The organism is Candidatus Pantoea soli (assembly GCF_007833795.1).
In the GTDB taxonomy this organism is placed as follows: domain Bacteria; phylum Pseudomonadota; class Gammaproteobacteria; order Enterobacterales; family Enterobacteriaceae; genus Pantoea; species Pantoea soli.
Genome location: NZ_CP032702.1, coordinates 2,231,923 through 2,249,005 on the forward strand (window position 1 = coordinate 2,231,923; position 17,083 = coordinate 2,249,005).

The 17,083-nt window shown below is 57.0% G+C and carries 24 protein-coding genes; 16 read left to right on the forward strand and 8 right to left on the reverse strand.

The window, feature by feature from the left end; translation table 11 throughout:
• Positions 1-5: 5 nt before the first annotated feature.
• From D8B20_RS10385 to D8B20_RS10400, 4 genes are all read right to left on the reverse strand, one after another.
• On the reverse strand, positions 6-272 hold the full coding sequence (locus D8B20_RS10385) for a hypothetical protein (RefSeq protein WP_145888805.1): 267 nt from the start codon (positions 270-272) through the stop codon (positions 6-8).
• Between the two features lie 151 nt (positions 273-423).
• Entirely contained in the window at positions 424-1,053 is a 630-nt protein-coding gene (locus D8B20_RS10390) for a hypothetical protein (protein WP_145888806.1), read from the reverse strand.
• Between the two features lie 58 nt (positions 1,054-1,111).
• A complete protein-coding gene (locus D8B20_RS10395; RefSeq protein ID WP_261388022.1) occupies positions 1,112-1,438 on the reverse strand; it encodes a hypothetical protein in 327 nt (108 codons plus the stop codon).
• Complete coding sequence (locus D8B20_RS10400; protein WP_145888807.1) at positions 1,419-1,808, reverse strand: hypothetical protein; 390 nt, start codon at positions 1,806-1,808, stop codon at positions 1,419-1,421. The genes D8B20_RS10395 and D8B20_RS10400 overlap by 20 nt, the downstream gene beginning before the upstream one ends.
• A 140-nt stretch (positions 1,809-1,948) precedes the next feature.
• Between D8B20_RS10400 and D8B20_RS10405 the strand changes: the two genes are divergently transcribed.
• Positions 1,949-2,593: a helix-turn-helix domain-containing protein gene (locus D8B20_RS10405; protein WP_145888808.1), complete on the forward strand. Its 645-nt coding sequence runs from the start codon at positions 1,949-1,951 to the stop codon at positions 2,591-2,593.
• 61 nt (positions 2,594-2,654) lie between these two features.
• Here the strand turns inward: D8B20_RS10405 and D8B20_RS10410 are convergent, their stop codons facing one another.
• Complete coding sequence (locus D8B20_RS10410; RefSeq protein WP_145888809.1) at positions 2,655-2,903, reverse strand: hypothetical protein; 249 nt, start codon at positions 2,901-2,903, stop codon at positions 2,655-2,657.
• Positions 2,904-3,152: 249 nt separating this feature from the next.
• Between D8B20_RS10410 and D8B20_RS10415 the strand changes: the two genes are divergently transcribed.
• The gene (locus tag D8B20_RS10415) at positions 3,153-4,364 is read left to right on the forward strand and encodes a diguanylate phosphodiesterase (protein WP_145888810.1); all 1,212 of its coding nucleotides are present in this window, start codon (positions 3,153-3,155) and stop codon (positions 4,362-4,364) included.
• Between the two features lie 36 nt (positions 4,365-4,400).
• On the opposite strand, the gene D8B20_RS10420 is transcribed toward D8B20_RS10415, so the two are convergent.
• Positions 4,401-4,580: a hypothetical protein gene (locus tag D8B20_RS10420; protein WP_145888811.1), complete on the reverse strand. Its 180-nt coding sequence runs from the start codon at positions 4,578-4,580 to the stop codon at positions 4,401-4,403.
• Between the two features lie 244 nt (positions 4,581-4,824).
• A complete protein-coding gene (locus D8B20_RS10425; RefSeq protein WP_145888812.1) occupies positions 4,825-5,088 on the reverse strand; it encodes a biofilm/acid-resistance regulator YmgB/AriR in 264 nt (87 codons plus the stop codon).
• Positions 5,089-5,618: 530 nt separating this feature from the next.
• Here D8B20_RS10425 and D8B20_RS10430 point away from each other — a divergent pair.
• From D8B20_RS10430 to D8B20_RS21615, 3 genes are all read left to right on the forward strand, one after another.
• On the forward strand, positions 5,619-5,819 hold the full coding sequence (locus tag D8B20_RS10430) for a hypothetical protein (RefSeq protein WP_145888813.1): 201 nt from the start codon (positions 5,619-5,621) through the stop codon (positions 5,817-5,819).
• Positions 5,820-5,989: 170 nt separating this feature from the next.
• A complete protein-coding gene (locus tag D8B20_RS21610) occupies positions 5,990-6,166 on the forward strand; it encodes a hypothetical protein (protein WP_186454360.1) in 177 nt (58 codons plus the stop codon).
• A 91-nt stretch (positions 6,167-6,257) separates the two neighbouring features.
• Positions 6,258-6,434: a hypothetical protein gene (locus D8B20_RS21615; RefSeq protein ID WP_186454361.1), complete on the forward strand. Its 177-nt coding sequence runs from the start codon at positions 6,258-6,260 to the stop codon at positions 6,432-6,434.
• 384 nt (positions 6,435-6,818) lie between these two features.
• Here D8B20_RS21615 and fliE read toward each other — a convergent pair whose 3' ends face one another.
• A complete protein-coding gene (gene fliE / locus D8B20_RS10435; RefSeq protein ID WP_145888814.1) occupies positions 6,819-7,130 on the reverse strand; it encodes a flagellar hook-basal body complex protein FliE in 312 nt (103 codons plus the stop codon).
• Positions 7,131-7,407: 277 nt separating this feature from the next.
• Between fliE and fliF the strand changes: the two genes are divergently transcribed.
• The 11 genes from fliF (at position 7,408) to fliP (ending at position 17,075) form a co-directional block, all read left to right on the forward strand.
• Positions 7,408-9,123 (forward strand): flagellar basal-body MS-ring/collar protein FliF, encoded by a 1,716-nt coding sequence (fliF, locus tag D8B20_RS10440; protein WP_145888815.1) that lies wholly within the window; start codon positions 7,408-7,410, stop codon positions 9,121-9,123.
• Positions 9,120-10,112, forward strand: coding sequence for a flagellar motor switch protein FliG (gene fliG, locus D8B20_RS10445; RefSeq protein ID WP_145888816.1), 993 nt, complete (start codon positions 9,120-9,122; stop codon positions 10,110-10,112). Before fliF ends, fliG begins: the two co-directional genes overlap by 4 nt.
• On the forward strand, positions 10,105-10,809 hold the full coding sequence (gene fliH, locus D8B20_RS10450) for a flagellar assembly protein FliH (RefSeq protein WP_145888817.1): 705 nt from the start codon (positions 10,105-10,107) through the stop codon (positions 10,807-10,809). Before fliG ends, fliH begins: the two co-directional genes overlap by 8 nt.
• On the forward strand, positions 10,809-12,164 hold the full coding sequence (gene fliI / locus D8B20_RS10455) for a flagellar protein export ATPase FliI (protein WP_145890525.1): 1,356 nt from the start codon (positions 10,809-10,811) through the stop codon (positions 12,162-12,164). The genes fliH and fliI overlap by 1 nt, the downstream gene beginning before the upstream one ends.
• A 20-nt stretch (positions 12,165-12,184) precedes the next feature.
• Positions 12,185-12,628 carry a flagellar export protein FliJ gene (fliJ, locus tag D8B20_RS10460; RefSeq protein ID WP_145888818.1) on the forward strand — a complete coding sequence of 148 codons (444 nt, stop codon included), beginning with the start codon at positions 12,185-12,187 and terminating at the stop codon, positions 12,626-12,628.
• Positions 12,625-13,908: a flagellar hook-length control protein FliK gene (locus D8B20_RS10465; protein WP_145888819.1), complete on the forward strand. Its 1,284-nt coding sequence runs from the start codon at positions 12,625-12,627 to the stop codon at positions 13,906-13,908. Before fliJ ends, D8B20_RS10465 begins: the two co-directional genes overlap by 4 nt.
• A gap of 131 nt (positions 13,909-14,039) precedes the next feature.
• Positions 14,040-14,525, forward strand: a complete 486-nt coding sequence (gene fliL / locus D8B20_RS10470; RefSeq protein WP_145888820.1) for a flagellar basal body-associated protein FliL — start codon at positions 14,040-14,042, stop codon at positions 14,523-14,525.
• 4 nt (positions 14,526-14,529) lie between these two features.
• The gene (gene fliM / locus D8B20_RS10475; protein WP_145888821.1) at positions 14,530-15,537 is read left to right on the forward strand and encodes a flagellar motor switch protein FliM; all 1,008 of its coding nucleotides are present in this window, start codon (positions 14,530-14,532) and stop codon (positions 15,535-15,537) included.
• On the forward strand, positions 15,530-15,943 hold the full coding sequence (fliN, locus tag D8B20_RS10480) for a flagellar motor switch protein FliN (RefSeq protein ID WP_145888822.1): 414 nt from the start codon (positions 15,530-15,532) through the stop codon (positions 15,941-15,943). The genes fliM and fliN overlap by 8 nt, the downstream gene beginning before the upstream one ends.
• Before the next feature lie 2 nt (positions 15,944-15,945).
• Complete coding sequence (gene fliO, locus D8B20_RS10485) at positions 15,946-16,341, forward strand: flagellar biosynthetic protein FliO (RefSeq protein ID WP_145888823.1); 396 nt, start codon at positions 15,946-15,948, stop codon at positions 16,339-16,341.
• Positions 16,338-17,075: a flagellar type III secretion system pore protein FliP gene (gene fliP / locus D8B20_RS10490; RefSeq protein ID WP_370664108.1), complete on the forward strand. Its 738-nt coding sequence runs from the start codon at positions 16,338-16,340 to the stop codon at positions 17,073-17,075. The genes fliO and fliP overlap by 4 nt, the downstream gene beginning before the upstream one ends.
• The last annotated feature ends 8 nt before the right edge of the window (positions 17,076-17,083 follow it).

Below are 17,083 nucleotides of genomic sequence, written 5' to 3' on the forward strand. Positions count from 1 at the left end.
AGGCGTTAGCTTTCCTGCTCGCTGTGGTTAATGGCGATTTCCAGATCCTGAATCACCTGATCAATCTCATCCAGCAGCTGCCCCTGCTTATTGATCAGCGTGTCGAACCGCGCGGCATACTCTTTATCTTTGTATTCCCCGGCGTCAAACGCCAGCCAGTGGCCGGAAAGGGCTTCGGTGTTGGTCTGCGCATAGTGGCGCATCTCTTTTAGCTGTGAGGTGACGTCACGCAGGTAGTCAGTTTTGGTCTTGATTGCCTCTGAATCACTCATGTTATTTTCCTTTTTGCGTTAAAAGCCAGTTAAAATAACGTCTGAATGAATAAGGCTAGCTGAATATAGCGAAGCCGCACTAAGAATAATCGGAAGCGTGTAGCGGACCGGAGGTAAAACGGACTTCCCTGTCCTGATTCTATCCCTGTAGTTAAGCGTATTTTTTCGCCAGGGCAATCAGCTCATCTTTTGCCGCGCCGCCCAGCTTCAGCACACCCTGCTCTACGAAGCTAAACGCTTTGGCAAAATCCCGCACGCCGTCCGCCACCTCGTCCCGGACGGCGCTGGCCGCCGTAGCTGGCGCGCTGGCAGAAGCTGCGTCCTGTGTCGCTGCGGCAGGTGCGCTGGCCGGGGCCGCATCCTGTGTCGCTGCGGCAGGCGCGCTGGCCGGGGCCGCGTCCTGCGTCGCTGCGGCAGGTGCGCTGGCAGAAGCCGCGTGCGGCTCTGCCGTCACCGGCTGCTGATCCTGACGGATGCCAGGCGTCGCGGCGGTTGAGGCGCCGGCGCTGGCTGAACCATTGGCCAGCGGATCCTGCGTTGCCAGCTGCTGGTCCAGATCCACCGGTGCATCAGCCGCAGCGGGCTGAGCCGCAACCTGCGGTGCCACCGCCGCGCTGTCACCCGGCGTCGCGCTGGCCGCCGGCGCGGCAGCCGGAGCCGGCGTCTCCGGGGTGGCCACGTGCGGTGCGGCCGCGGTCTCATTGGCGAAACTCTCCAGCGGTGAAAAGTCGTGATCGCTGGCGCTGCTGGTTTTTGCGTTGATAACAGTTTGGTCAGTCATAGTTTTCTCCTTCATGCTAAATAAAGACCGCAACCGCCGTTGCGCGGCTGCGATCCGCTCAGTGATTCGCATCATGGCCTCCGTTACGTTGTGCTGGCGCGGGCGTTTCTGATGCCGGTGCCGGTTTGTGTGCCGTAAGAACATCCAGTTTCTTTTGCAGCACAATCAGCTGCCCGGTCAGTTCTGCGACCCGGGCTTCGCGGCGATCGGAGATCGCCCGGTACTGCTGCCGAATCTCTTCAACGCGCTCGTTAGCGTTGTTGCTGACATAAAGAAACAGAATGGTCATTGCCACACACACCAGCGACAGCAGCAGCAGCAGGCCTCCCAGCAGCAGATGTCGCCGATGGCTTTTCACCACCCATTCACTGTTTATCTGCACCATCACGGTTCTCCTCCAGAGTAGTAATCAGTTGATTGATCTGACTGCGGAACTTATCGCTGTGATCGGATTCGGTGGTCGCCAGCAGGATGCCGAGTGCGTTTTTGATTAACCGCAAATCGGTCTCCAGCGATGAGATACGCCGCAGGTTTTTATCGTGACGAATACGCAACTCATCGTTTTCCTGGCGCATCAGCGCGTGGCTCTCCTTGAGAAGCAGCACCTGCTCTTTGTAGCTGGTGATGATCTCGCCGCCTGCGCGATTGCTGGTGACGATAGCGGCAATACCCGCCATTAACGGTTTCCAGAACACCGCTGCCGCGCCCCCGCCGAGAAGCAGTGCGCCAACGCTGGTGACCAAACTACTCTCCATGCCTCACCTCTCAACACTGGCAAGTTAGCCGAAGGCTGCACGCTGACCCCCTTGCCAGTCCCGCGGTCAGCGCCAGATTTAAGTTTACTTTAATCATTTAATTTAAGTATACTTAAGTCAACCATTGAGGAGTTGTCAAGATGATGAATAAAGAATCCACCGGCGAACGTATTCGTAACCGACGCAAAGCGCTGGCCCTGACACAACTGGCGCTGGCGAAAGAGATTGGGGTGTCACATGTGGCCGTTTCCCAGTGGGAAAAGGAGGAGACCGTGCCGCGCGGAGAGAATCTGCTGCGGCTGGCCGCCCTGCTGCAGTGTACGCCCGCCTGGATCATTGATGGTGAAGGTGAACTGTTTACGACTGCCGTTAACAGCAGCCGTATCGCCACGGTGCCGTTGCTGTCTTTGCAGCAGGCTGCGGGCTGGCTGGAAGAGTCGCGCATTGCGCTGCAGCAGCAGGCAACGCATTTTCTCTATTGCGATACACCACTCAGCGAAACGGCACTGGCGGTGACGCTGGAGGATAATGCGATGGAGCCGCACTACCGAGCAGGTGACCAGCTGATCTTTGATCCGTCACGACCTGCCCGGCCGGGTGAGGTGGTGCTGGCGATTGCTGGCGGGGAAGTGGTGGTACGAATTTATCGCCTGCTTTCAACGCGGGATGATGACACGCTGTTTGCGTTGCGCGCGCTGAATGCAGATTTTCCGGCGCTGCGCAGCGATGAACAGAGGCTGCAACTGGTCGGCAGCCTGACCGAACTGCGCCGTCATTTCGGTTAACCCGGCAGAAAAAAACCCGCGATAACGCGGGTTAAGTCGGGCAAAAACTACGGCAAAATCCTTACAGCGTGTCGGTCAGACAATCGACAATCACCTTGCCGTGGCTGTCTGTCTGCGTAATACGGTAGCTTACCGGCCAGGAACGGCGCGTACCGAGTTTGTCACACAGCCGCACGCTGCCTTTATCCTGTCCGGCGGCGCTCACAACGCGCCATTCCGTTACCTCTTCCTGCCCGCGGTTGCGCAGACGCTTCTGGCACGTGGCCACCAGACTGTCACTTAGCTCTAATTTCAAATAATCACGTAACATGTTTCTCACCTCCGGATAACGCCTGTACCATACGCCTTTCATTTATCCATTCAATCTAATTTATTTATCGATAAACCCGGTTCTGGCAGTATTATCCGGTATTTCCTCCCCTGAATTTGCTTTGCCGCTTCGGTTATCACCCTTTTTCGTAAAATAGTGGGCACTCAGTGTGTTAAGCGCTGGACAGGCCCCGCTATTGCCCTTTTACTGTAGGAACAAACACTCTTCTTTTTGGGCCGGACACTCTGCATGCTGACTACCATCCTTTATCGCAGCCACCTTTATGACCATGTTCCTGTGAAAACACTGCAGGACATGGTGGATAAAGCTAACAGGAAAAATGAGCGGTGCGATGTCACCGGCATTTTACTGTTTGACGGGCTGCACTTCTTCCAGCTACTGGAGGGACCGGATAAGGAAGTACAGGGAATTTACGATCGTATATGCCAGGACGCACGCCACCATAACCTTGTTGAACTGATGCATGATTTTGCGCCTTCACGCCGTTTCGGTAACGTCGGCATGGAGTTGTTTGATCTGCGCGAACACGAAAAATCCACGGTGTTGCAGGCCGTGCTGGATAAAGGCACCTCCCGTTACCAGCTCACCTATGACGATCGCGCCCTGCAGTTTTTGCGCACCTTTGTCGAGGCGCGCGAGAAAGAGAACTATTTTGAGATCCCGCCGGCAAATACCTGGGAATTTGTTTCAGATACGGCATCGCTGCGGGAAATCAACAGCTTCCAGCATCACGTGCAGGACTGCCGTTTTGCTTTCCAGCCGATCGTTGATCCCTTTTCGCGCCGTGTCACCGCCTGGGAGGCGCTGATCCGCACGCCGGGCGGCGGTTCACCGCAGGAGTATTTCTCGGCGTTTGGCGGTGACGCTATCTATCATGCGGATATTCAGTCGAAGAGCCTCGCTTTCAGCCTGGCGAAATCACTGGGGCTGGGCGATCAGACGCTGACCATCAACCTGCTGCCAATGTCGCTGGTGACGGTGCCGAATGCCGTTGAGTATCTGTTAAAAGAGATAGACGCCAGCGGGCTGATTCCGGAACAGATTGTGGTGGAAGTCACCGAAAACGAAATCATTTCCCGCGCGGAAGAGTTTGCCGCCGAAGTGAAAAAGCTCAAGGCGGCCGGTATCAGCCTGGCGCTGGACGATTTTGGTGCCGGTTTTGCCGGACTGTCGCTGCTGGCGAAGTTCCAGCCGGACAAAATCAAAATAGACCGTGAGATTATCAGCGATGTGCACAAAAGCGGCCCGAAGCAGGCGATTGTGCATGCGATTATCAAGTGCTGCGCCTCGCTGGAGATTGCGGTGATCGCAGAGGGCGTGGAAAAAGCCGAAGAGTGGATGTGGCTGGAAGCCGTAGGCATCAGCCAGTTTCAGGGTTACCTGTTTGCCCGTCCGCATTTCAATGGATTCCCGGTGGTCTCCTGGCCGGAGATCAGATAACCCGCAGTGCCCCGCCGTCTTTCGGGCGGCGGGCATTCAGCGTGTTTTCACCGGCTCATTGAGACGCTCGCCCAGTATCTTATATTTCATCAGTTCAAACGTCCGCTGCGTCATGGGAACGGCACTGCAGGGGCGAAACCAGCCAAACTGCTTCTGGTAAAGCCACACTTCAGGAAAGCGTTCGCCATCTTTAACCCAGTAATAGCCATCTTGCATAATCGTGCCTGTCGAAAAATTCAGTGATCAGTAAGCGATAAAGATCCGGCGCAACGCGCCCGCTGCGCCGGGATCGGGAAAACCGTCCTGACGGATCACTTTAGCAGAAAGCGGCTCAGGCGTCTTTTGCGCTGCGCTTAGCGGGAAAGGTCAGAGGGGAAAATGGCCCCTGGCACAGGGGCAAACAGGTTGAAAACGAACGTCCCTGTTTCGTCAATGGAGCAGATAACGCAGACAACTTGCTTCAGGAAGGAATATCCTCAGGCACGCGCTGAACGATCAGCTCCAGCGCCTGACGGTAAATATCCAGCTGAACCACATCCTGTTCTGATTCCAGTCTTTCCAGCAGCGCCAGAATGATATCTTTGTTACTGACCCGTAATTTTACTGCGGCCAGCTGTTTGTAAATAATCGCAATCACTTCTTTTTCGCTGGTATATTGCGGACCGGCGTTTTTAATATATTCCGCTAACTGAGACTCTGTTGATACCGATGTTCTCTGTTCCATAACAAGCCTCACGATTTGATTTACAGCTGGCGCTGCCGCATTAACATGCAAAGAAGATTTGAATCAGCACAGTAAAAAAGGAGCCTCTGAAAGTGGAAATCCACAACACCTTCAGAGGCGATGCAATGCATCATTCGTTACGTGTGACTGATTGCCACACCGAGAAGTTATACAAAGTTCGTAAACTTGTACAACCCTTTCATTAGCATTTTGTGTGGTCAGAGGAGAATAAACGTTCACTTCTTCACACTTCCTCACCTGAAATAAACGAATTAAAACCGAAAAATCATCAGGTTAAAATCCATTTTTGCCGAGCCTGCCTTCCAGGTCCTTCATTCTATTAAATAAAAATTTTTAGCTAAAAATTTCCAGTAATGGCTTCTATACAACCCGCGCAAAGTTGTACAGGTATGCCAAACTGTACAACTTAACCCTTCTGCGTGTAGAGTGTGAAAACGATTTCGGCCAGCGCAACTGCCTGATCGGAACAGGGTATTCATCAAACCGTTAAGTGAGAGATGGAGAGCGATATGAAGCAACACAGTACCAATGAGGAGCGGAATAAAGAGGGTGATGTGCATAAAGGTCTGCCGGAAGCGGCACCGAATGCCGGCAATGCCTATGAAGAAGATGATCATCCGGCTACCGATAACGCTAATGAACATGGCGAAATCCCCCGCACGCGAGACGACAGTGAGGATGATAAAAAAGATCCTTATCAGGATCAGTAACGAGGATTTAATAACGTCTGGACCGACCCACCAGACGTTATTTCTCTCTGCTGCACCCTGCGTGCTTAAATAAGCGCAGCGGCTATCTGGATTGATCATTGTGTTGAATTAATACATTATTTTGCGGAAATCAGCGAAGGCGTGCCTTCATTCATTTCTGGAGAGCACTAATGGAAACGGGTTTTTACTGGGTAGGCAGCAGTACAACGGAGCCGGAAGTGTGGTATTGGGACGCCAGCCGCGGTTTTTACCGTCCAATGGAGCCAATACCGCTCTCTCTGCCGCGTTTCAACTCTGCTGGCTTTAAACTTCTCAGTGGTAAACTAACGCCGCCGGAAGAACCGTAGTCGACTTTTGTTCTCGTCTGTTCCGGCGAATATTTCCGGTTACGCTGTTAAGCGCAGCGTAGCTGGACTATATTCCTCTCAGGAGGAGACGATGATGCAGGAAGGATTTTACTGGGTGCAGCGTGGCACAAGCGAACCGGAAGTGTGGTTCTATTCAGCTGACCAGGCCGGAGCCTGGTTTGAACCCACGAAGAATGAGCCAATCGATCAGCATCGCTTTGCCGGGCTGGGTTACAGAGTGATCAGCGAACGGCTTTCACTCTCCTGAAACACAGACCGCCTTTCCGCAGGCGGTTTTTATTTTCTGCCGCCCGGTGCGCCACGCGCGTTGTCCCTGCCCTGTCGCCGCCAGAAAAAAACCTCCCGCAGGAGGTTTCTTCATCAGATGGATGTTGGCGCGTTTTCATCCGGGAATGTGGTGCCATCCTCGTCATCTTCATCCGGTAAAGGCTCATCATCTGGCAAAGGGATGGGATCATCAGGACGCTCAGACATATCTACCTCCGTACCCCACGTTGGGTAACTGAAAGTGTAGTCCTGCCACGCCTGCCTGCGCGCACTTTATCCCGCATCTGTGAATCAGGCGTAAGAAGTGAACAACGCCACCGCTGGCGCTGTGCTTATGGCAAAAACCTGGCTAGCCGGTCAGACGTTAGACCTGCATCCCCATAATCTCGCTATAGGCATTCACCAGCTTATTACGCACCTGCACGCCCATCTGCATAGAAATGGCAGATTTCTGCAGATCGACCATCACGTCATTCAGCTGAATGCCGGGCTTGCCCATCTCAAAATCCTGCGCCTGGGTGCGGGCGGCCGTCTGAGTCGCGCTGATCTTGTCTAACGCGGCTTTCATCGTTGCCCCGAAATCCAGCTGATTGCCGCTGTCCACCGCCTTGCCACTGGCCTGCAGTGACGTCAGCTGCAGCTGCTGCAATACGCCATCAATCGCCTGAATCGACATGTCTTTACCTCATAAAGGAAGGGTTGAATTTTTTACGAAAGTAAAGTTAGCACACTGTCAATAGGACAAAGGCGCTAAATGACCGCAAAAAACCCGGCTTATCCAGCCATCGAAGTGAGGCAATTCATCAAATAATGCCAGGCATTAGAGTGGAATTTAATTTATCTCCTCCACTGTTCGTTCCGCACTGGCGTGAACAGGCAAAGGAGAGACGTAGCAGGGAGTCAGTTTTGTCACTACAACTTACCCGGTCAATTATGTCAGGCAGGAATCGGTCATGAATGCGAGTGCAGCCGCCACCCAGGATACAGCAAAGAAAGGCTTCAGTGACCTTCTCGCCCGCCTGCGCGCCAATCCGCGAATTCCCTTAATCGTTGCCGCCGCCGCTGCTATCGCAGTGGTGCTGGCACTGGTGATGTGGGCAAAAGCGCCCGACTATCGCGTCCTTTATAACAACCTCTCTGATGAGGATGGCGGCGCAATCGTCACGCAGCTTACCCAGATGAACATCCCTTACCAGTTCGCCGAAAACGGCGGTGCCCTGATGGTACCAGCCGATAAAGTGCATGAACTGCGTCTGCGCCTCGCCCAGCAGGGGCTACCGAAAGGTGGCTCCGTGGGCTTTGAGCTGATGGATAAAGAGAAGTTCGGCATCAGCCAGTTCAGCGAGCAGATCAACTATCAGCGCGCGCTGGAAGGTGAACTGGCACGCACCATTGAAACGCTGGGCCCGGTGAAAAGCGCGCGTGTCCATCTCGCGATGCCAAAACCGACCCTGTTTGTGCGTGAGCAGAAATCCCCTTCTGCTTCGGTCACGTTAATCCTGCAGCCGGGTCGTGCGCTGGATGAAGGCCAGATTCAGGCCATCCAGCACATGGTCTCCAGCAGCGTTGCCGGCCTGCCGCCGGGTAACGTCACGGTGGTGGATCAGACCGGTCGCCTGCTGACGCGCTCTGACAGCGAAGGCCGCGATCTGAATGACGCACAGCTGAAATATGCCTCTGAAGTAGAGAGCCGTTACCAGCAGCGCATTGAAGCCATCCTGAATCCGATTGTCGGTCAGGGCAACGTACACGCGCAGGTTACCGCGCAGATTAACTTCGACCGCAGCGAACAGACGGACGAGAAATATCAGCCCAACGCCAACCCGAACAACACGGCGGTGCGTTCGCGTCAGACCAGCACCAGCGATCAGAATGGCAGCGCCTATCCGGGCGGCGTGCCGGGCGCGCTGTCTAACCAGCCGGCGCCGGCAAACACGGCACCGGTAGCGAATCAGCCGCAGAACACAGCGAACGGTCAGAATGGTCAGAGCAACGCGCAGTCTGCCGGCACCTCTGCCAGCACCGCACAGGCCAGCAGCGGTCCAAGCAGCTCCAGCCGTAACGATACGGTGAACTACGAGCTGGATCGCACCATTCGTCACACCAAACTGAACGTGGGCGAGGTACAGCGCCTGTCGGTGGCCGTGGTGGTGAACTACCGCGACGATGGCAAAGGCAAAGCGGTGGCGCTGAACGATCAGCAGATCAAGCAGATTGAAGACTTAACCCGTGAAGCGATGGGCTATTCGCAGACGCGTGGTGACAGCGTCAACGTGGTGAACTCGCAGTTCAACATGACGGAACCCGTGGGCGGCGACCTGCCCTTCTGGCAGCAGCAGTCGTTCTTTGATCAGCTGATGAATGCCGGTCGCTGGCTGCTGGTGGCGCTGGTTGCCTTCATCCTCTACCGCAAGATGGTGCGTCCGCAGCTGATGCGTAAGCGTGAAGCCGAAAAAGCCGCTGCAGAAAATGCCGCTGCCCGCGCTGAGGCCCGTCAGGAAGAGCAAGCGTACAGCGTACAGCTCAGCAAAGATGAGCTGGACCAGGAGCGCAAATCCAATAACCGCATGAGCGCCGAGGTGATGAGCCAGCGCATCCGCGATATGTCTGAAAACGATCCGCGCGTCGTCGCGCTGGTTATCCGCGAATGGATGAGTAACGAACTATGAGTCTGACCGGTACTGAGAAAAGCGCCATTCTGATGATGACCATTGGCGAAGAGCGCGCGGCCGAGGTGTTCAAACACCTCAACCAGCGTGAAGTGCAGCACCTGAGTGCGGCGATGGCCAGCATGAAGCAGATTTCGCATAAGCAGCTGACCGACGTGCTGCGCGAGTTTGAAAGCGACGCCGAGCAGTTTGCGGCGCTGAGCGTCAACTCCAACGACTACCTGCGTTCCGTGCTGGTGAAAGCGCTGGGCGAGGAGCGGGCCTCCAGCCTGCTGGAAGATATTCTCGAAACGCGCGAGACCACCAGCGGCATGGAAACCCTCAACTTTATGGAGCCGCAGGCCGCAGCCGATCTGATCCGCGACGAGCATCCGCAGATTATCGCTACCATCCTGGTGCACCTCAAACGCGGCCAGGCTGCCGATATTCTGGCGCTGTTCGACGAACGTCTGCGTCACGATGTGATGCTGCGTATTGCCACCTTTGGCGGTGTGCAGCCGGCGGCGCTGGCGGAGCTGACCGAAGTGCTCAACAGCCTGCTGGACGGGACCAACCTCAAGCGCGCGAAGATGGGCGGCGTAAGAACCGCAGCCGAAATTATCAACCTGATGAAAACGCAGCAGGAAGAAGCGGTTATCGAAGCGGTTCGCGACTTCGACGGCGAACTGGCGCAGAAGATTATCGACGAGATGTTCCTGTTCGAAAACCTGGTGGAAGTGGACGACCGCAGCATCCAGCGCCTGCTGCAGGAAGTGGAATCCGAGCAGCTGCTGATTGCCCTGAAAGGTGCCGATCAGCCACTGCGCGAGAAGTTCCTCAAGAACATGTCCGCCCGTGCGGCCGATATTCTGCGCGACGATCTGGCCAACCGCGGTCCGGTACGGATGTCTGCAGTCGAGAACGAACAGAAAGCCATTCTGCTTATCGTGCGCCGTCTGGCCGAAGCAGGCGAAATGGTAATTGGTGGTGGCGAGGAAACCTATGTCTGATGCCTTCTCAGCCCGTGCCTGGCAACTGTGGCAGCCTGAGGATCTCGGCCGCCCGCTGGACCTGCCGGCTGAACCGTTACTGAGTGAAGAACCTGAAGCTGACCTGGTGCTGAGCGAGGAAGACGAACAGCAGCAGCTGCTGGAGCGTATGCAGCAGCAGATGCGTAAAGATGCCCAGACGCAGGGCTACAGCGAAGGCTATCAGAAAGGGTTCGCCGAAGCGCAGCAAAACGGCTATGACGCCGGTTTTCAGCAGGGCCTTGCCGATGCCCAGCAGCAGCAGGCGCCGCTGCAGGCGCGGATGCAGCAGCTGGTGACCGAGTTCCACCATACGCTGGAAGCGCTGGATAGCGTGATTGCCTCCCGCCTGATGCAGCTGGCGCTGGAAGCCGCGCGCACGGTGATTGGCCAGGCCACCCAGGTGGACGGCAGCGCCCTGCTGCGCCAGATCCAGCAGCTGATCCAGCAGGAACCGATGTTCAGCGGCAAACCGCAGCTGCGCGTGCACCCGGACGATTTACAGCGGGTTGAGCAGACGCTTGGCCCGACGCTGGATCTGCACGGCTGGCGTCTGCTGGCGGACAGCACGCTGCACCCCGGCGGCTGCAAACTCAGCGCCGAAGATGGTGACCTTGATGCCAGCGTGGCAACGCGCTGGCAGGAGCTGTGCCGCCTGGCCGCTCCGGGAGCGCTGTGATGACCTCTCGCCTGTCACGCTGGCTCGGGGCGCTTGACGCCTTCGAAACCCGTATCAGTCAGGTTCAGACCGTGCGCCGCTACGGCCGGCTGACGCGCGCCACCGGCCTGGTGCTGGAAGCCACCGGCTTACAGCTGCCGCTGGGCGCCACCTGCATTATTGAGCGTCACGACAACGGCAACATCAATGAAGTTGAAAGTGAAGTGGTGGGCTTTAACGGGCAGAAGCTGTTTCTGATGCCGCTGGAAGAAGTGGACGGCATTCTGCCGGGCGCGCGCGTCTATGCGCGCCTGAACGGCGACCACAGCGGCAAACAGCTGCTGCTGGGCCCGGAACTGCTGGGTCGCGTGCTGGACGGCAGCGGTAAACCGCTGGATGGTCTGCCCGCGCCGGAAACCGGCTACCGCGCGCCATTAATTACCGCCCCCTTTAACCCGCTGCAGCGCACGCCGATTCACGATGTGCTGGATACCGGCGTGCGCGCCATTAACGCGCTGCTGACGGTCGGTCGCGGCCAGCGTATGGGCCTGTTTGCCGGCTCCGGCGTGGGGAAATCGGTGCTGCTCGGCATGATGGCGCGCTACACCAAAGCCGATGTGATCGTGGTCGGGCTGATTGGTGAGCGTGGCCGTGAAGTGAAAGAGTTCATCGAGAATATTCTCGGTGCCGAGGGGCGTGCCCGTTCCGTCGTTATTGCTGCACCGGCGGACGTCTCGCCGCTGCTGCGTATGCAGGGTGCGGCCTATGCTACGCGTATCGCAGAAGATTTTCGCGATCGCGGTCAGCATGTCCTGCTGATCATGGATTCCCTCACCCGCTACGCCATGGCGCAGCGTGAGATCGCCCTGGCGATCGGTGAGCCGCCGGCCACCAAAGGCTATCCACCGTCGGTGTTTGCCAAGCTGCCGGCGCTGGTGGAACGCGCCGGTAACGGCATCCACGGCGGCGGTTCGATCACCGCGTTTTATACCGTATTAACCGAAGGCGACGACCAGCAGGACCCGATTGCTGACTCCGCGCGCGCCATTCTGGACGGCCACATTGTGCTGTCGCGCCGCCTCGCCGAGGCCGGACACTATCCGGCAATTGATATTGAAGCCTCAATCAGCCGTGCCATGACGTCGCTGATTGATGAAACGCACTATGCACGCGTGCGTCAGTTTAAGCAGCTGCTCTCCAGCTATCAGCGTAACCGCGATCTGGTGAGCGTCGGCGCCTATGCCGCAGGCAGCGATCCGATGCTGGACCGGGCCATCTCGCTTTATCCGCAGATGGAAGCCTTCCTGCAGCAGGGCATCTTTGAGCGCAGCGATTATGACAATGCCTGTCTGCATCTGCAGGCGATGTTTGGTTAACCCGCAAAGCGAGGTGAGCGATGAAAACGGCGAACGCAATTGACACGCTACGCGATCTGGCTGAACAGGACCTGGAACAGGCCGTGGTGCATTTAGGCAATATGCGGCGCGGTCAGCAGCAGGCCGACCAGCAGCTCAGCATGCTGCTCGACTATCAGGATGAATACCGCAACAAGCTGAATCAGGACATGAGCGGCGGCATTGCCAGCACGCGCTGGAGTAACTACCACCAGTTTATTCAGACGCTGGAAAAAGCCATTGAACAGCACCGCCAGCAGCTGAACCAGTGGAATCAGCGGCTGGAACAGGCGCTGGGCAACTGGCGCGACAAGCATAAAAAGCTGAATGCCTATCAGACGCTGATCACCCGCGCTGAAGAAAACGCATTACGACAGGAAAGCCGTCTCGATCAGAAACGGATGGATGAATTTGCCCAACGGGCCGCATTGAGGAAAGGCGAATGAATACGCTGCCAACACTGCTGACGCACACCGCCACCAAAGCGGGTAAAGCGGCACCTGCCGCTGCAACGGATAGCCTGCTGGCGGGTGACTCCCTGCCGCAGGGGTTTATCACGGAACTGGGTAACCGCCTGCTGACGCTGGCCAGACAGCAGGGTACGGACGTGCAGTCCACTGATCCTGCTGCAGAAATGCAGGAAAAAGGCCTGACAAAAGCGTCGCTGGCGGCGCTGCTGCAGGCGCTGGACAAACCAGAAGCGCTAAACGCACTTTTACAGCCTGAAAAGGCTAAAGCCGGGCTGAAATCAGCCGATGATACAGATAAGTCTGAAGCAACTTCGTTAACTGCCAGCGACTTACAGAATGTGCAGGCGCTGTTTGCGATGTTGCCCGTCGCGGTGGAAAACCGCAGCGCGCAGCCGGCAGTGGCGGAAAACAATACTGCCACGCTGACCGGGACGCGTGCTTCGCTGACCGCAGCGCTGAGCGGCACGCTGCAGAGCGCAGTGCAGGAAGACGCCACGCCAGGTGACGGCACCGCGAAAAAAGGCAGCAGCGCGCTGGCCTCGCTTGTCGGTAACGCCAGCACCAGCGCGACCGCCGGCACTGCGCATACCGCCAGTGCCAGCACAAGCGCCAGCAGCAGCAACGGACTGACGCTGGACGCACAGTTTCAGCAGGTGCTGAACACGCTGAGCAAGCCGGAAGAGCGGCACAGCGATAGCGGCAGCAGTAACAGCAGCCTGAACGCCGTGCATAACATGCTTAGCAGCACGGCACCGCTGGTCAGCCCTGCGGCCAGCAGCAGCAACGCAGCCCCTTCCACGCCGATGCTGAATGCCCAGCTGGGCAGCCATGAATGGCAGCAGGCGCTGGGTCAGCAGATTGTGATGTTCAGCCGTAACGGACAGCAAAACGCCGAGTTACGCCTGCATCCGGAAGATTTAGGTGCCATCCAGATCAGCCTGACGCTGGATAAAGATCAGGCACAGTTGAATATGGTTTCCGGTCACAGCCACGTGCGGGCTGCGCTGGAAGCCGCGCTTCCCCAGCTGCGTAGCGCGCTGGCGGAAAGCGGTATTAACCTGGGACAGAGTAACGTCAGCAGTGACGCCTTCGCGCAGGGCCAGAGTTATCAGGGCCAGCAGGAAGGACGGCGTGACGGCCAGTACGGCAGCTTTACCCTCTCCCAGGACAGTGACAACGAGATAACGCCTATTGCCGTCCCGGCAGCCCTCCAGGCGCGCGCGGCAGGCAATGGCGCTGTCGATATCTTTGCCTGACAGCGACTAAACGCTGAAGGTAAGCGTAAAACCCGCGTCTTTTCTTCCCATTGTTTGACTTAAGACGCGGGATAATCTGTCCCGGGTCAGACGAAAGCCTGACCCATAATTCACAGGAAGTAACTGCAACCATGTCTGATAACGCGAAAGCTAAAGGCCGCAAACGTTCAATACTGATCCCGGTGTTACTGATTGTAACGCTGGCCGCTTGCAGCGTGGCAGGCTATGCAGTCTGGCGAATGATGAACAAACACGAGGGTGACAAGCCTGAAGCGGCGAAAGTTGAGCCACCGGCGGCCCCCGTATTTTTTGCAATGGATACGTTTACGGTTAACCTGGTCAACCCCGATAACGATCCCGACCGCGTGCTGTACGTTGGCTTTACGCTGCGTCTGCCGGACGAGGAGACCCGTCGTCGGATGAATGACTACCTGCCGGAAGTCCGCAGCCGCCTGCTGTTGCTGCTGTCGCGCCAGAACGCGAACGCGCTGGCAAGCGAGCAAGGCAAACAGGCCCTGATTGATCAAATCAAACAGGTGCTGGCGCCGCCGCTGGTGAAAGGTCAGCCCGCACAGGTAGTCAATGACGTATTGTTTACCGCCTTCATTTTGAGGTGACTTAATGGGCGACAGCATTCTCTCCCAGGCTGAAATTGACGCGCTGCTCAATGGCGACAGTGACAGCGCGGAAGTAGAGAACAGTTCCAAAGGGGCCGATGGCGATATCCGCCCCTATGATCCCAATACCCAGCGTCGCGTGGTACGCGAGCGTCTGCAGGCGCTGGAGATCATCAACGAGCGTTTCGCCCGTCAGTTCCGTATGGCGCTGTTCAACCTGCTGCGTCGCAGCCCGGACATCAGCGTGGGCGCGATTAAAATTCAGCCGTACCATGAGTTTGCCCGCAACCTGCCGGTGCCAACCAACCTGAACCTGATCCACCTGCAGCCGCTGCGCGGTACCGCACTGGTGGTGTTTTCGCCCAGCCTGGTGTTTATCGCCGTGGATAACCTGTTTGGCGGCGACGGTCGTTTTCCGACCAAAGTAGAAGGGCGTGAATTTACGCACACCGAACAGCGCGTGATCCGCCGCATGCTCAAGCTGGCGCTGGAAGGCTACAGCGATGCATGGAAAGCCATTTACCCGCTGGAAGTGGAATACGTGCGTTCTGAGATGCAGGTGAAGTTCACCAACATCACCACTTCACCGAACGACATCGTGGTCAACACGCCGTTCCAGGTGGAGATTGGTAACCTGGTGGGTGAATTTAACATCTGTATCCCGTTTTCGATGATTGAGCCGCTGCGCGAGCTGCTGGTCAATCCACCGCTGGAGAACTCGCGTCAGGAAGATAACCACTGGCGTGACAATCTGGTGAAACAGGTGCAGCACTCGGAGCTGGAGCTGATTGCCCACTTCGCTGAAACATCGCTGCGTCTGTCGCGCATTTTGCAACTGAAACCTGGTGACGTCCTGCCGATTGAGAAGCCGGACCGCATTATTGCCCACGTGGATGGTGTACCGGTCCTGACGAGCCAGTATGGCACGATCAACGGCCAGTATGCGCTGCGTGTCGAACACCTGATTAACCCGATTTTGAATTCGCTGAATGAGGAACAGCCCAATGAGTGACAGCAAAAAACCGTCCGATGATATTTCTGCGGACGATCTGTGGGCTGAGGCGATGAACGAGCAGGCAGCAACCAGCACCAGCGCGCCGGACCCGACGGAAAACGTCTTTAAGTCCTTTGACGCCGGCGCGGCCAGCGGTGCGCTGCAGGATATCGATTTGATCATGGATATCCCGGTCAAACTGACGGTAGAACTTGGCCGCACCAAAATGACCATCAAAGAGCTGCTGCGCCTGACGCAGGGTTCGGTGGTGGCGCTGGATGGCCTGGCGGGTGAGCCACTGGATATCCTGATTAACGGCTATCTGATTGCGCAGGGTGAAGTGGTGGTGGTGAACGACAAATATGGCGTGCGCATTACCGACATCATCACCCCTTCTGAACGTATGCGTCGCCTGAGTCGCTAACAATGTTAAAAAACGCGCAAACCGTCCAGCCGGTTCATGCCCAGCCGGTGGTCTCCACCGGTTCGGTAGTGGGCCAGGTCAGCAGCGTGCTGGCGGTTATTGTCCTGCTGATTCTGGCGTGTGGCTGGATTGCCAGACGTTTGGGTTTTGCACCGAAGGCCGTGAGCGGCCAGGCGCTGAAAGTCAGCGCCAGCGTGCAGGTTGGCCGGCAGGAGCGCGTGGTGATTGTGGATACCGCCGATGCCCGTCTGGTGCTGGGCGTGACCGCGCAGCAGATTACGCATCTGCATTCGCTGCCGCCGGTCTCGCCGGAAGAGCAGGCCAGCCAGCAGGCGGCGCCAGCCGATTTTCGTCAGTTATTAAACACCCTGGTCAAACGTCCCGGAAAACCTCAATGATGCGTCGATCCCTTGCTTTTCTGCCGCTGCTGATGCTGCTGGCACCAGCCGCCCATGCGCAGCTGCCGGGCTTAATCAGCCAGCCGCTGGCCAATGGCGGACAGAGCTGGACGCTCCCCGTACAGACGCTGGTGTTTATCACCGCGCTGACGTTTATTCCGGCCGTACTGCTGATGATGACCAGCTTTACGCGCATCATTATTGTGTTTGGTCTGCTGCGTAACGCGCTGGGCACCCCGTCAGCGCCACCGAATCAGGTAATGCTGGGCCTGGCGCTGTTTCTGACCTTTTTCATCATGGCCCCGACCTTCGATAAAATTTACAGCGACGCTTACCTGCCGTTCAGTCAGGACAAGATCAGCATGGATGTGGCGCTCGAGAAAGGCGCGCAGCCGCTGCGTGAATTTATGCTGCGCCAGACGCGCGAAGCGGATCTGGCGCTGTTTGCCCGGCTGGCAAACAGCACGCCGATTCAGGGGCCGGAAGCGGTACCCATGCGCATTCTGCTGCCGGCTTACGTCACCAGCGAACTGAAAACCGCTTTCCAGATTGGTTTTACCGTATTTATTCCGTTTCTGATTATCGACCTGGTGGTCGCCAGCGTGCTGATGGCGCTGGGGATGATGATGGTGCCGCCGGCGACGATTTCACTGCCGTTTAAGCTGATGCTGTTTGTTCTGGTGGATGGCTGGCAGCTGCTGGTGGGTTCACTGGCACAGAGTTTTTACTCCTGAGTGGCCTC

Coding starts and splice junctions, on each gene's coding strand:
- D8B20_RS10385 (WP_145888805.1), bottom strand. CDS start 272: ATGAGTGATTCAGAGGCAATCAAGACCAAAACTGACTACCTGCGTGAC.
- D8B20_RS10390 (WP_145888806.1), bottom strand. CDS start 1,053: ATGACTGACCAAACTGTTATCAACGCAAAAACCAGCAGCGCCAGCGAT.
- D8B20_RS10395 (WP_261388022.1), bottom strand. CDS start 1,438: ATGGTGCAGATAAACAGTGAATGGGTGGTGAAAAGCCATCGGCGACAT.
- D8B20_RS10400 (WP_145888807.1), bottom strand. CDS start 1,808: ATGGAGAGTAGTTTGGTCACCAGCGTTGGCGCACTGCTTCTCGGCGGG.
- D8B20_RS10405 (WP_145888808.1), top strand. CDS start 1,949: ATGATGAATAAAGAATCCACCGGCGAACGTATTCGTAACCGACGCAAA.
- D8B20_RS10410 (WP_145888809.1), bottom strand. CDS start 2,903: ATGTTACGTGATTATTTGAAATTAGAGCTAAGTGACAGTCTGGTGGCC.
- D8B20_RS10415 (WP_145888810.1), top strand. CDS start 3,153: ATGCTGACTACCATCCTTTATCGCAGCCACCTTTATGACCATGTTCCT.
- D8B20_RS10420 (WP_145888811.1), bottom strand. CDS start 4,580: ATGCAAGATGGCTATTACTGGGTTAAAGATGGCGAACGCTTTCCTGAA.
- D8B20_RS10425 (WP_145888812.1), bottom strand. CDS start 5,088: ATGGAACAGAGAACATCGGTATCAACAGAGTCTCAGTTAGCGGAATAT.
- D8B20_RS10430 (WP_145888813.1), top strand. CDS start 5,619: ATGAAGCAACACAGTACCAATGAGGAGCGGAATAAAGAGGGTGATGTG.
- D8B20_RS21610 (WP_186454360.1), top strand. CDS start 5,990: ATGGAAACGGGTTTTTACTGGGTAGGCAGCAGTACAACGGAGCCGGAA.
- D8B20_RS21615 (WP_186454361.1), top strand. CDS start 6,258: ATGATGCAGGAAGGATTTTACTGGGTGCAGCGTGGCACAAGCGAACCG.
- fliE (WP_145888814.1), bottom strand. CDS start 7,130: ATGTCGATTCAGGCGATTGATGGCGTATTGCAGCAGCTGCAGCTGACG.
- fliF (WP_145888815.1), top strand. CDS start 7,408: ATGAATGCGAGTGCAGCCGCCACCCAGGATACAGCAAAGAAAGGCTTC.
- fliG (WP_145888816.1), top strand. CDS start 9,120: ATGAGTCTGACCGGTACTGAGAAAAGCGCCATTCTGATGATGACCATT.
- fliH (WP_145888817.1), top strand. CDS start 10,105: ATGTCTGATGCCTTCTCAGCCCGTGCCTGGCAACTGTGGCAGCCTGAG.
- fliI (WP_145890525.1), top strand. CDS start 10,809: ATGACCTCTCGCCTGTCACGCTGGCTCGGGGCGCTTGACGCCTTCGAA.
- fliJ (WP_145888818.1), top strand. CDS start 12,185: ATGAAAACGGCGAACGCAATTGACACGCTACGCGATCTGGCTGAACAG.
- D8B20_RS10465 (WP_145888819.1), top strand. CDS start 12,625: ATGAATACGCTGCCAACACTGCTGACGCACACCGCCACCAAAGCGGGT.
- fliL (WP_145888820.1), top strand. CDS start 14,040: ATGTCTGATAACGCGAAAGCTAAAGGCCGCAAACGTTCAATACTGATC.
- fliM (WP_145888821.1), top strand. CDS start 14,530: ATGGGCGACAGCATTCTCTCCCAGGCTGAAATTGACGCGCTGCTCAAT.
- fliN (WP_145888822.1), top strand. CDS start 15,530: ATGAGTGACAGCAAAAAACCGTCCGATGATATTTCTGCGGACGATCTG.
- fliO (WP_145888823.1), top strand. CDS start 15,946: ATGTTAAAAAACGCGCAAACCGTCCAGCCGGTTCATGCCCAGCCGGTG.
- fliP (WP_370664108.1), top strand. CDS start 16,338: ATGATGCGTCGATCCCTTGCTTTTCTGCCGCTGCTGATGCTGCTGGCA.